The organism is Paraburkholderia phenazinium (genome assembly GCF_900141745.1).
Lineage (GTDB): Bacteria > Pseudomonadota > Gammaproteobacteria > Burkholderiales > Burkholderiaceae > Paraburkholderia > Paraburkholderia phenazinium_B.
In genome coordinates this window covers 500,344-513,258 of record NZ_FSRM01000001.1, presented here as the reverse complement: position 1 = coordinate 513,258, position 12,915 = coordinate 500,344, and the positions used below count along the sequence as shown (strand labels likewise).

Sequence of the window (12,915 nt, the reverse complement as noted above, 5' to 3'; positions counted from 1 at the left end):
CCCTTTTATGGTTATTCGTTATCGTCGTGTGCAGATCACGCGGCAAACGCCCGCTCGATAATCGCCGCGTGATCGAACGTGGCGGGCAGCGTGCCGTACACGCGACCGCTTTCGCCGCAGCCGTCGGCGAGGCGTGTCGCGATGAACGCGTCGGCCACGGCCGCCGGTGCGTGTTGCACGAGCAGCGTGGCCTGCGCGATCAGCACGATCTGCTGGGCGATGCGCCGCGCCGACGCTTCGCGCGTTTCTGGCGCGTTCTTGAGCGTCGCTGCCAGACGTCCGAGCGCAGCGGTGAGCGCCGGGTGTCCCTGCGCAGTCGCGTGCCACGCGGCGAAGAGCGCTTGTGCTGCGTCGGCCTCGCGTTCCATGGCGCGCAACACGTCGAGGCACATCACGTTGCCGGAGCCTTCCCAGATCGAATTGACCGGCGCCTCACGGTAGAAGCGTGCCATCGGCCCTTCTTCGACATAACCGTTGCCGCCCCAGACTTCCATGGCTTCGCCGGTGAATTCCAGCGTGCGCTTGCAGACCCAGTACTTCGCGGCCGGCGTGACGATGCGCCGCCACGCGCGCTCTTCCGGCGCGCTCGCGGCGTCTTCGAACGCGCGCGCTAAACGCATGAACAGTACCGTCGCGGCTTCGGATTCCAGTGCGAGATCGGCGAGCACGTTTTGCATCAGCGGTTGCTCGGTCAGATGCCGGCCGAACGCGCTGCGATGCCGGGCATGGTGGATGGCCTGCACCAGCGCCGCGCGCATCAATGCGGCGCTGCCGATCACGCAATCGAGTCGCGTGTAGTTGGCCATTTCGATGATGGTCGGTACGCCCCGTCCTTCTTCGCCGATCAGAATGCCGTACGCGTCGAGGAATTCGACTTCGCTGCTGGCGTTCGAGCGGTTACCGAGCTTGTCTTTCAGGCGCTGGATCTGCACGGCGTTCTTGCTGCCGTCCGGTGCGAAGCGCGGCACGAAGAAACACGACAGGCCTTCGTGATCGTCGGTGCGGGCGAGTACCAGGTGAGCGTCGCATTGCGGTGCGGAAAAGAACCACTTGTGGCCGACCAACCGGTATTCGCCGCCGCGCCCACTGCCTGCGCCGCCGCCTGTTGCGTAAGCGCGCGTCTGGTTGCTGCGCACGTCCGAGCCGCCTTGTTTCTCGGTCATGCCCATGCCGATCATCGCCGAGGTTTTCTGGCTGAGCGGCAGGTCGCGCGGATCGTGTTCGCGCGCATAGAGTTTGTCGCGCAGCGTCGCGAACAGCGCGGGTTCGCGCTGCAGCACCGGAATGCTGGCGAACGTCATGGTCATCGGACACAACGACCCGGACTCGATCTGCGCATGCAGGAAATAGCCGGCGCAGCGTGCCGCCATGGCGCCGCGCTGTGGATCGGAAAACGGCAGCGCGTGCAGTCCTTCACGCCGCAGCAATGACAGTAGCGTGTGCCACGCAGGATGAAATTCCAGCGCGTCGATGCGCTCGCCACGCGGGCTGTAGGTGTGCAGCTCGGGCGTGTGGCGGTTCGCCAGCTCGGCAAGCGCGAGCGTATCCGGGGTGGTCAGTGCTGCGCCGTGCCGCTGCAGCGCATCGTGATGCCACGACGCGCCATCGCGTTCCAGTGCGGCGGCGAGGGCGGTATCGCTGGTAAATAGGTTGTAGTCCGCCAGCGGCGGAACCTGATTCGTGACGTCGTGCGTTGTTCCGGGGCCATGCCGTTCCATCTGCTGTCTCCGTTTGACGGATGCGCGCCGGGGTTCGATCAGGAGGCGCTGTTTTATCAGTGTATGCGGGCCGCGTGCCGGTGGGGCAGTGCGCATCACGCGGTGTTTGAATACCGCGCGGATACTTGCAGCGCAGGCCTTCAAGGGCCGCCGGCGCTGCCTGGCCGCCACGGCGCTGCACCTTTCATCATAGGGTCGCGGTGCGCGTTTCGTTTAGAGGGATCGCTCTGGCGCGAACCCGCCGCACCGTGGCAACGCTCCCTACAATGCGCAGGAAACACACGTAGACAAGTGTGCACGAGACAGCTTTGCTTGGGTTCGCGCAGCACGCGGCCCACATCAGGAGGAGCGCATGCAATACGACTACATCATCGTAGGGGCGGGTTCGGGCGGCTGTTCGCTGGCGGCACGGCTCGCGGACGCCTGTCCCGACGCCACGATCGCGCTGATCGAAGCAGGTCCGCATACGGAGCGCAATCTGTTCGTCAACATGCCGGTCGGCGTCGCTGCGGTTGTGCCCAACAAGCTCAAGACCAACTATGGCTACGAGACCACCCCGCAACCGGCCCTCGCCGGACGCCGCGGCTATCAACCGCGCGGGCGCGGCTTCGGCGGTTCGAGCGCAATCAACGCCATGATCTACACGCGTGGCCACCCGCTCGATTACGACGAATGGGCGCGGCTCGGCTGCGACGGCTGGGCGTGGGACGATGTGCTGCCGTACTTCCGGCGTGCGGAGGGTAACGAGCGCGGCGCCGATGCGTGGCATGGCGCGGATGGCCCGCTCACCGTCAGCGATCTGCGCTATCGCAATCCGTTCTCGCAACGCTTCGTGCAGGCGGCGCTGGAAGCAGGGCATCGGCTCAATACCGACTTCAACGGCGCCGATCAGGAAGGCGTCGGTTTCTATCAGGTCACGCAGCGCGACGGCAGACGCTGCAGCGTCGCGCGGGCGTATATCTACGGTCGCAACCGGAGCAATCTGCATACGCTGGCTGATGCCACCGTGCTGCGCGTGACCTTGGACGGCAAGCGCGCAAGCGGTGTGGAAATCGTGCGCGGCGGACGTACCGAGACGCTCGAAGCGCGTGGCGAGGTGGTGCTCGCAGCGGGCGCGTTCAATTCGCCGCAACTGTTGATGTGCTCGGGGATCGGTCCGGCCGCGCAACTGCAATCGTTCGGTGTGCCAGTGATTCACGACGCGCCGCAAGTGGGCCGCAACCTGATCGACCATGTCGACTTTACGATCAACAAGCGCGTGGCGTCGATCGAGCCAACCGGCTTTTCGCTGCGCGGCATCGCGCGGATGCTGCCGCAGTTCGTCACCTTCATGCGGCACGGTACGGGCATGCTGTCGAGCAATGTCGCCGAGGCGGGCGGTTTCCTGAAGAGCCGGCCCACGCTCGAGCGTCCCGATCTGCAATTGCACTTCTGCGCCGCGCTCGTCGACGATCACAACCGGCATATGCACTGGGGGCACGGCTATTCGCTGCACGTGTGCGTGCTGCGTCCGCATAGTCGCGGCACGGTGACGCTCGCGAGCGCCGATGCGCGTGAGGCACCGGTGATCGATCCGCGTTTCCTGAGCGACCCGCGCGACCTGGAGTTATTGCTGGAAGGCGCATACATGGCGAGGCGGATTCTCGATGCGCCTTCGCTTGCGGTGCACGGTGGCAAGGAGTTGTACACGCATGTGGGGCAGACGCGCGCCGAGTTGCTTGAAACCATCGCGGCGCACGCCGATACGATTTATCACCCGGTTGCTACCTGCCGGATGGGCAGCGATGCCGGCTCGGTGGTCGACCCGCAGCTGCGCGTGCGTGGCGTGACGGGATTGCGGATTGTGGACGCCTCGGTGATGCCGACGCTGATTGGCGGCAACACCAATGCGCCGACCGTGATGATCGGCGAGCGGGCCGCGGATCTCATCGCGACCGCGCGCCGCACCGCACAGTCGACTCAGGTTGGAGTCTGCGCCGGGGCGGTGGTTTGAATCGCCGCCGTCACGCGCTCACTGAATATCTGGCGGCCCGGATGACGGGGCGAGTCTCTTAAAATCAGACTGCTAGTTAGGAATATTGATGGATTTCTACAAAGATATGTAATTAATCTTCTCGCCTCGTTTTTGAGATTTTCAGGCCTCTATACTCTCGCCGCGAAAGAGCGTGTCAGGTGGCGCGTTCGCCCTCTCAAGGAAGCGAGTCGATGAGTATCAACGTAATTCAACTGATTCAGTCCGCGCTGTCTGACAGCGTGGTGCGGCAACTGTCGGAGCGCTTCGGGCTGCCACCGGCCGTCACCGACAAAGTCATCGGCGCCGCTGCTCCTGCACTCGTCGCAGCATTGATGCATAAGGGCGCCACGCTCGAAGGCGCACGCTCGTTGTTCACCACGATCATGGCGCCGGAGGTCAATGCGCATATCGGCGAACAACTGCCGCAATTGCTCGCGAGCACGGCTGGCTTGAGTCTGCTCGAAGGTGCCGGCCGTCAATTGCTGGCTCGCGTGACCGATCGCCGGCTCGACGGCGTGAGCGATACAGTCGCCGCACAAACCGGCGTGCCGGCGCAGTCTGCGCATGCTTTGACGGGTATCGTCGGCGCCACGCTGCTTGGCGTCCTGAAGCGTCATTTCCTCGAAGCGCAAGGCAGCGTCGGGCAGTTGCCGACGCTGCTCGGTCATCAGTTGCCCGCTATCGCCCCGTTTCTGAATGACGGACTGTTGTCGGCGCTCGGGCTCGGCGGTGTGGCAACGTTCATGGGCAGCGTTCTGCCGCAACTGAAGGCGGTGTCGGCGCATATCGAGCATCCGGTTGCACCTGCTGCGCCGGTCAATCCTTCGGTGCACACCACGCAGGCCCCGCAGGCTGCGCCGCGCGTACCGGTCGACGCTGTTTTGCGCGAGGAGCGTCGCTCTCACAGTTGGCTGTGGTGGCTGCTCGCCGCGCTCGCCGCGGTGCTGGCGTTCCTGTTCCTGCGCGGCTGCCAGCATGAGCAGACTTTGGACGTCACGGGCTCGACCTCGCAGGCAGCTTCCGTGGTTGCCGCTGCCTCGGCTCCGGCTGTGGCACTTGCAAGCGATGTCGCGGCGTCGACGGTGGCTGCTTCGGATGTCGTTGCTTCTGCGCCTGCTGCTTCTGCGCCTGCCGCATCAGCGGAGCTCGCCGCGAGCGCAAGCGCGGCGTCGCAGCCTGCCGCTGCTCCGGCACCTACCAAAGATAGTCAACTGACCTTCACGGTCGATCCGGCCGGCAAGCCGACGTTGACGGCGACGGTCGGCAGCGAAGCCGAAAAGGCGGCGTTGATCGATGCATTGACGAAGAAGTTCGGCGCCGACCACGTTGCCGCCAATATCACTGTCGATCCGGACACGAAGCCGGCCGACTGGCTCTCACATCTCGACGCGTTGCTGCCGTTGATGGCGCTACCCGGCGCGGAAGTGAAGCTGGACGGCGCGCGTATCGAACTGAGCGGCACAGCAGCCAACGCGAAGCTCGGCTGGCTCGAGCGCCTGAAGTCTCTGTTTGGTGCGTCGTATCAGATTGGCGCATTCAACGCGGAGCAGGCCGTGGCCGACGCAACGCAATCGTTCCGTAGTGCGATCAAAGATCTGCTCGCGCCGGATAGCTCGTGCGTCGTCGCTGATGTGGTCAAGGTGCTGAACCTGCAGGTGATCAACTTTACAAGCGCGAGCGCGCGTGTGCCGGCGTCGGCGGTCGACGATCTGCGTCAGTCGGCCCAGGTGCTGATGGCCTGCTCGCAAAACGGCAAGGCCGCGAAGCTCGAAGTGGCAGGCTATTCGGACAACGTCGGCGGCGATCAGCAGAATCTGCTGCTGTCGAAGAAACGCGCTGAATCGGTTCGTGCATTCCTCGTCAGGACCGGTGTGCCGGCTGACTCGCTAACGGCGCAAGGCTACGGCGATGCGCATCCGGTGGCGAGCAACGACACCGAGAGTGGCCGCTTTGCGAATCGACGGATTGAGTTCGTCGAGGCGCAGCAGTAAGTACGGTATTGACCGGGCATTCGCCTTGGCATCAACCCGGACGATTACCCTTGGAATCATCTCGGGACCCACCTCGGAGGTCGCCCCGGGGGACACCCCAGCGATCACCCAGGCCATAACCTAGGCGCCGGCCGGCCCGCTGTCGGTCGGCGCAAGCCCGGTGATGCCGATGTCGGGCCAATGCATCAGATCGTCGCCGGGCTGGGAGGGCAGGATTTCGCGCGCCACTTCGAGCCATGCGCGCGCGGCGTGCGAGAGGTAGCCGTTGCGCCGCCAGCCGACCGCCATTTCCCACGGAATCTCGGGGTCGACCACTGGGCGGCAGGTGAATTGCGTCGCGTCGAGGCGCCGGCAATAGGGCGCGGGCAACAGCGCGATGCCGACGCCTGCCAGCACGAGCGCCGCCATGAAATCCCAGTGGCCGCTGCGCCCGACGATAGTCGGCGCAAAGCCTGCTGCGCGGCACGCGTTCAGCACGACGTCGTTGAGCGCGAGGCTTTCGCCGTAGAAGACGAATGGCTCGCTCGCCAGGCCCGCGAGTGGCACCCGTTGCAGGCCGTCCCAGCGCGAGCCGCGGCGCGCGACGAGCCACAGCAACTGGCGCGTCATTGGAAGCACGTCGATGTGTTCGGGGTCAACCGGCTGCAGCACGCCTCCCAGTTCGAGCTCGCCATTGATCAGTGCCGCTTCGATGGCCCGCGAACCTTGTTCGAACAGTTTCAGCTCGATCTTCGGATATTGCTGCCGGAAGGCGGCGATTGCGGGCGTAAAGAGGGATCCGCCCATTGGCGGAATCCCGATAGTTAGTTCACCACGGCCCAGCGTGTCCAGGTCGTTGAGTTCAGCCTGCAACTGCGCGTGCGCGGCGAGCACATCCTGGCCGCGCTGATAGACGATGCGACCGGCGTCAGTGAGCACCATCTGACGGCCGTCGCGCAGCAATAGCGGCGAGCCGATTTCGTCTTCCAGCGACTTCACCATCTTGCTGATGGTTGGCTGGGTGACGAACATCTGCTCGGCGGCCACGGTAAAACTTTGCTGGCGCACGACTTCGACGAAATAGCGCAGGGCACGAAGTTCCACGATTCCAGGCTCCAGAATTCCAATGTGGAATGAGTATGGCGAGTGCGAGTCATTATATTTATGTTGCGGTGCAATCAGTGCGGGCTTTCGTGTGAAGTCAGCTGGAAATCGCCATAAGCATGCGATTTCCCCGTTGTTTTTCCTTACATGGACGGCCGCCGCTTTTCAGGATGAATCGGCGCAAGACGGCGCTATGATCATCAACTCCCTTTGTGTTTGCCCCTTCGCGCCGTCCTCTCCGAACGCCATGCTGCCCATTTCGATCATCATTCCCTGCTACAACGCGGCGGCGACCCTCGCCCGTACGCTCGACAGCTGCGTCATCCAGCCCGAAGCGGCGCAGATTATCGTCGTGGATGACGGCTCGACCGATCGCTCGATCGAGATCGCGCGCTACTACGGCGAGCGCGATCCGCGCATCGGTCTGCTGCAGATGCCAGCGAACGGCGGCGCCGCGCGGGCACGCAACTGGGCCGCGCTACATGCCACGCAACCTTTGCTGGCCTTTATCGACGCGGACGACGACTATCTCCCCGGCGCGTTGGCAGCCGCGAGCGGCTATCTGGAGCAGAACCCCACGGAAGCCTCGATCCGGCTCGACGTTGAATACGCCGGCTTCCCGGCGGAAATCACCGCGCATCCGGATTTCGCGGAGCACGCCGCAACGCTGAGCAACACGGTGCCGAGCAGCCTGATCATCCGGCGGGCGGTCTATGCGGCGCTGGGCGGTTTTCCAATGGACGCCTTTTTCCGCCGCAATGGCGGAGAAGACGGCGCGTTTTCATGGGCCCTGCGCGAACTGTTCGGTAACCGGCGCCTGGGCGACGCCAGGCGCGTGCGGATGCATTACCACCAGGGCATCCATGCGGAGCGCTATTTCCGCATTTGCTTTGGCATGCAGGCGCCAGTCGCGGCCGATGTCGAGGAGTCGTTCCGGCTGTCCGGCCAGTTCGTCGAGGCCGCCAGAGCAAACATCGCGCAACTGCGCTCGCTGAGCGGCCCGGCCGGTACGCCGGCTTAGGCTCTGCCTTCGTGTCGTACGCGCTTTCCGGACCGACACCCCGAAGCCATCTCTATTTGCTACAATCGCCGTTCGTCTTCGAGGAGCGTTGCGACGGGTACCGCGAATCTGCATTCGCTGGCCGCCCGCCAGGCTCGGAGGCTTTCAATCGGACGGCTTGAATGCGCGCTGCGCGTTCCATCCGCCGCATCGAACCGCGCTCACGTCAAATTTCTAGTCAATTTCTTAGAAAGGAGGGCGTGATGAACGCCGCAGTCATCGATTCCAAAAATTCCCAGGAATTCGTCGTTGCCGACCTGTCGCTTGCCGACTGGGGCCGCAAGGAACTGAACATCGCCGAGACCGAAATGCCCGGTCTCATGCAAACGCGTGAAGAGTACAAGGCGCAGCAACCGCTGAAGGGCGCGCGCATCGCCGGTTCGCTGCACATGACCATCCAGACGGCCGTGCTGATCGAAACGCTGACGGCACTCGGCGCCGAGGTTCGCTGGGCTTCGTGCAACATCTTCTCGACGCAGGATCACGCTGCCGCGGCAATCGCCAAATCGGGCACGCCGGTGTTCGCGCTCAAGGGCGAATCGCTCGACGAATACTGGGAGTTCTCGCACCGCATTTTCGAATGGCCGAACGGCGAATTCGCCAACATGATTCTCGACGACGGCGGCGACGCCACGTTGCTGCTGATCCTCGGCTCGAAGGCTGAAAAGGACCGTTCGGTCATCGCCAAGCCGAACAACGAGGAAGAAGTCGCGCTGTACAAGTCGATCGCTTCGCACCTCGACGCAGATCCGACGTGGTACTCCACGCGCCTGAAGCACATCAAGGGCGTGACGGAAGAAACCACCACGGGCGTGCACCGTCTGTATCAGATGGAAACGGAAGGCCGTCTGCCGTTCCCGGCGATCAACGTCAACGACTCGGTCACCAAGTCGAAGTTCGACAACCTGTATGGCTGCCGCGAATCGCTGGTCGACGGTATCAAGCGCGCCACCGACGTGATGATCGCCGGCAAGATCGCGCTGGTCGCAGGTTACGGCGACGTGGGCAAGGGCTGCGCGCAATCGCTGCGCGGTCTGGGCGCGACCGTGTGGGTTACGGAAATCGATCCGATCTGTGCACTGCAGGCGGCGATGGAAGGCTACCGTGTCGTGACGATGGAATACGCCGCCGACAAGGCCGACATCTTCGTGACGGCCACCGGTAACTACCACGTGATTGGCCACGACCACCTGAAGGCGATGCGCCACAACGCGATCGTGTGCAACATCGGCCACTTCGACTCGGAAATCGACATTGCGTCGACCCGTCAGTACCAGTGGGAAAACATCAAGCCGCAAGTCGACCACATCATTTTCCCGGACGGCAAGCGCGTTATCCTGCTGGCTGAAGGCCGCCTCGTGAACCTCGGTTGTGCCACCGGCCACCCGTCGTTCGTGATGTCGAACTCGTTCACCAACCAGACGCTCGCGCAGATCGAACTGTTCACCCAGGGCGGCAAGTACGAGAACAAGGTGTACGTGCTGCCGAAGCATCTGGACGAGAAGGTCGCACGCCTGCATCTGGCGCGCATTGGCGCGAACCTGACCGTGCTGTCGGACGAGCAGGCGGGCTACCTCGGTGTCGACAAGAACGGTCCGTTCAAGCCGAACCACTACCGGTACTAAGCAGGCACGGTAGCGCAACAGGCAGGTCAGACAGCACGTGAGTCCGCCGGTCGCCGTACAGGCAACCTGGCGGGCGTCACGCGGTAAAGGCGGCGCCAGACCGGCAAGTCGTCTTTATCGCCTGGCCGGCCAGTTCCATTCCGCTCAACCCGGATTTTCAGCCAAGAAGGAGCTCTACATGACCGTGCTGCTGACCTGGGTGATCAACGCGCTCGCGCTCCTGATCATCACTTACCTCGTCCCTTCGATCCACATCCGCAGCTTCGGCACCGCGCTGATCGTCGCCGTGGTGCTCGGGTTGATCAACACCGTGCTGCGCCCAGTGCTGATCCTGCTGACGCTGCCCGTGACGATCATCACGCTCGGCCTCTTCATTCTGGTGGTCAACGCACTGTGCTTCTGGCTGTGTGCATCGCTGCTGAAGGGCTTCGAGGTGTCGGGCTTCTGGTCGGCGTTTATCGGCTCGATCCTGTACAGCATCGTTTCATGGCTGCTGTCCGCGCTTATCCTCGGCAACCGCAGTTTCGGCTGAGGTGAGCTTTACTTCTAGAACGGCGACTGAGTCATGAATCCGCTCGAACTTTCATTCGAATTCTTCCCGCCGAAGACGCCGGACGGTGTCGAGAAGCTGCGTGCCACGCGCGCGCAGCTCGCGCCGCTCAAGCCGAAGTTCGTCTCGGTCACCTTCGGCGCCGGCGGCTCGACACAGCGCGGCACGCTCGATACCGTCGTCGATATGGCGAAGGAAGGGCTGGCAGCGGCACCGCATCTGTCGTGTATCGGCTCGTCGAAAGAGAGCCTGCGCGCGATCCTCACCGAGTACCGTTCGCATGGCATTCGCCATATCGTCGCGCTGCGCGGCGACCTGCCGTCCGGTATGGGCGAGGTCGGCGAGTTTCGCTATGCGTCGGAGCTGGTGAGTTTCATTCGCGCCGAGTTCGGCGACTGGTTCTGGATCGAGGTGGCCGGTTATCCGGAGTACCACCCGCAGGCGCGCTCGCCGCGTCACGATCTGGAAAACTTCGCTCGCAAGGTGAAGGCCGGCGCCAATTCGGCGATCACGCAGTACTTCTTCAACGCGGATGCGTATTTCCGCTTTGTGGACGATGCGCGGAAGCTCGGCGTCGACGTGCCGATTGTGCCCGGCATCATGCCGATCACGAACTTTTCGCAACTGATGCGCTTCTCCGAGATGTGCGGAGCGGAAGTGCCGCGCTGGGTGGCGCGCCGGCTGGAGAGCTACGGCGACGACCGCGAAGCGATTCGCGCGTTCGGGCTCGATGTGGTCACGGACCTGTGTCAGCGTCTGATCGACGCGCGCGTGCCGGGGCTGCATTTCTACACGCTCAACAACGCAGCGGCCACCAAGGCCATCTGCGACCGCCTGGGCGCTTAGTACTGCCCAAGCTTCACACCGCGCGGCCAGCTGGCTGCGCGGTCCAATTCCCGCCTGTTCCCGCCAGTCCCCCTTCTTCACCTGTCCGTTCCCGCCACATTTGGTGCGTTGCCGCAGACACGTGCTAAACGCCCACGCTCGCGGGTAGAACCCAGGATTGAACCCGAATATTGTGCTGTCTATGATCGAGGCGCAGCCAAGCCGGTTGCAGTCCGGAGAACGTCATGACAGTGTCATCCATGCTGTTCGCAGTTCGCCAGTATTGCCTGCCCGCCCTGACAACCCTGGCCGTTGCCACGGCATGCTTCACACCGCTCACCGCCCCCGCTGCCTCCTTGCCCGATAAAACCCTCGTGTTCTGCTCGGAGGGCAGCCCCGCGGGCTTCGACACCGCTCAGTACACCACCAGCGTCGAATTCACAGCCGGCTCCTACACGGTCTATAACCGGCTGGTCGAGTTCGTTCAGGGCGGCACCGACATCGAGCCGGGCCTTGCCGAGAAGTGGGACGTTTCCGCTGACGGTCTGCAATACACGTTTCACCTGCGCCATGGGGTGAAGTTCCAGACCACCTCGTTCTTCAAGCCGACCCGAGAATTCAACGCGGACGATGTCGTGTTTACCTTCCAGCGCATGCTGGATCCTGACCAGCCGTTTCATAAGGCATACCCGGTGCCATTCCCGTACTTCAGCGATCTGGGGCTTGCCAAGAACGTCGACAAGATCGAGGCGCTCGACCCGTACACGGTACGCTTCACGCTTAAAACGGTGGACGCGCCGTTCCTGCAGCAGATTGCGATGCCGTTCGCGTCGATTTTGTCGGCGGAATATACCGATCAGCTGCTGAAGGCGGGCAAGGCCTCCGATATCAATCTGTTTCCGGTGGGTACCGGGCCATTCATCTTCCGCAGCTATACCAAGGACGACACCATTCGCTTCGACGGCAATCCGGACTACTGGAAGCCCGGTATCGTGAAGGTGAGCAAACTGATCTTCGCGATCACCGTCGACCCGGCGGTGCGGCTGCAGAAGCTGAAGCGCGGCGAATGCCAGGTGATGGCCTATCCGCGTCCGGCCGACATCCCGGTAGTCAAGGCCGACTCCTCGCTGGCGATGCCGAGCGAAGTGGGCTTCAATCTCGGCATTCTTGGCTACAACACGACCAAAAAGCCGCTCGACGACGTGCAGGTGCGCCGCGCGCTGGATATGTCGATCAACAAGAAGGCGATCATCGAATCGGTGTACCAGGGCGCCGGCCAGATTGCGACCAATCCGATGCCGCCCACCCAGTGGGGCTACAACAAGAGCCTCAAGGACGCCCCGTATGACGTCGACAAAGCCAAGGCATTGCTCAAACAGGCCGGCTACCCGGACGGCTTCGACCTGACGCTGTGGGCGATGCCAGTGCAACGCCCCTACAACCCCAACGCGCGCCTGATGGCGGAAATGCTGCAGTCCGACTGGGCGAAGATCGGCGTAAAGGTGAATATCGTCACCTTCGAGTGGGGCGAATACATCCGTCGCGCTCACGCTGGTGAGCACCAGGCAATCCTGATCGGCTGGACCGGCGACTACGGCGACCCGGATAACTGGCTCGGCGTCCTGCTGGGTTGCGACTCGGTGAAGGGCAGCAACTTCTCGAAGTGGTGCTACAAACCGTTCGATGACCTGATCACCGCGGCCCGTAGCACGACGGATCTCTCGCAGCGCACCAAGGACTACATGGAGGCGCAGGTCATCTTCAAGGACCAGGTGCCGTTCACGCCGATTGCCCACTCCACCGTCTATCAACCTATCTCGAAAGACGTGACAGGCTTCAAGATCGACCCGTTCGGCCCGACCCAATTCCTCGGAGTCGGCCTGAAATAGGGGGAGACAGACGCTTTTGCTTCCCTTTGGCGCGGCTTGAGGCGTCGCGAGGCCCGTCGACCAGGAATTTGACGGGCCTCAATCTTTACTTAACAAGTGTTTCCGCTTCTGGACACAAGGAATTTCCTCCGCTTGTTGCCGCACGGCATGCTCAAGTAAG

Annotated in this window: 9 protein-coding genes and 1 riboswitch; of the genes, 7 read left to right on the top strand and 2 right to left on the bottom strand. The window is 63.1% G+C overall.

From position 1 onward, the window contains the following. Positions 1 to 35: 35 nt before the first annotated feature. The gene (locus tag BUS06_RS02460; RefSeq protein ID WP_074262829.1) at positions 36 to 1,718 is read right to left on the bottom strand and encodes an isovaleryl-CoA dehydrogenase; all 1,683 of its coding nucleotides are present in this window, start codon (positions 1,716 to 1,718) and stop codon (positions 36 to 38) included. A gap of 352 nt (positions 1,719 to 2,070) precedes the next feature. Between BUS06_RS02460 and BUS06_RS02455 the strand changes: the two genes are divergently transcribed. Continuing rightward, positions 2,071 to 3,711 (top strand): GMC family oxidoreductase, encoded by a 1,641-nt coding sequence (locus tag BUS06_RS02455; RefSeq protein WP_074262828.1) that lies wholly within the window; start codon positions 2,071 to 2,073, stop codon positions 3,709 to 3,711. A 212-nt stretch (positions 3,712 to 3,923) separates the two neighbouring features. Then, positions 3,924 to 5,723, top strand: a complete 1,800-nt coding sequence (locus BUS06_RS02450; protein ID WP_074262827.1) for an OmpA family protein — start codon at positions 3,924 to 3,926, stop codon at positions 5,721 to 5,723. A 120-nt stretch (positions 5,724 to 5,843) separates the two neighbouring features. Here the strand turns inward: BUS06_RS02450 and BUS06_RS02445 are convergent, their stop codons facing one another. Beyond that, a complete protein-coding gene (locus tag BUS06_RS02445) occupies positions 5,844 to 6,806 on the bottom strand; it encodes a LysR family transcriptional regulator (protein WP_074262826.1) in 963 nt (320 codons plus the stop codon). A 247-nt stretch (positions 6,807 to 7,053) separates the two neighbouring features. On the opposite strand from BUS06_RS02445, the gene BUS06_RS02440 reads away from it, so the two are divergent. The 5 genes from BUS06_RS02440 (at position 7,054) to BUS06_RS02420 (ending at position 12,755) form a co-directional block, all read left to right on the top strand. Further along, positions 7,054 to 7,827 (top strand): glycosyltransferase family 2 protein, encoded by a 774-nt coding sequence (locus BUS06_RS02440; protein WP_074262825.1) that lies wholly within the window; start codon positions 7,054 to 7,056, stop codon positions 7,825 to 7,827. 74 nt (positions 7,828 to 7,901) lie between these two features. Continuing rightward, positions 7,902 to 8,036, top strand: a riboswitch (S-adenosyl-L-homocysteine riboswitch). Positions 8,037 to 8,069: 33 nt separating this feature from the next. Then, on the top strand, positions 8,070 to 9,491 hold the full coding sequence (gene ahcY / locus BUS06_RS02435) for an adenosylhomocysteinase (protein ID WP_074262824.1): 1,422 nt from the start codon (positions 8,070 to 8,072) through the stop codon (positions 9,489 to 9,491). A gap of 178 nt (positions 9,492 to 9,669) precedes the next feature. Then, positions 9,670 to 10,023, top strand: coding sequence for a phage holin family protein (locus BUS06_RS02430; protein ID WP_074262823.1), 354 nt, complete (start codon positions 9,670 to 9,672; stop codon positions 10,021 to 10,023). Between the two features lie 33 nt (positions 10,024 to 10,056). Further along, on the top strand, positions 10,057 to 10,887 hold the full coding sequence (gene metF, locus BUS06_RS02425) for a methylenetetrahydrofolate reductase [NAD(P)H] (protein WP_074262822.1): 831 nt from the start codon (positions 10,057 to 10,059) through the stop codon (positions 10,885 to 10,887). Positions 10,888 to 11,111: 224 nt separating this feature from the next. Beyond that, the gene (locus BUS06_RS02420) at positions 11,112 to 12,755 is read left to right on the top strand and encodes an ABC transporter substrate-binding protein (protein ID WP_074262821.1); all 1,644 of its coding nucleotides are present in this window, start codon (positions 11,112 to 11,114) and stop codon (positions 12,753 to 12,755) included. Positions 12,756 to 12,915 lie beyond the last annotated feature (160 nt).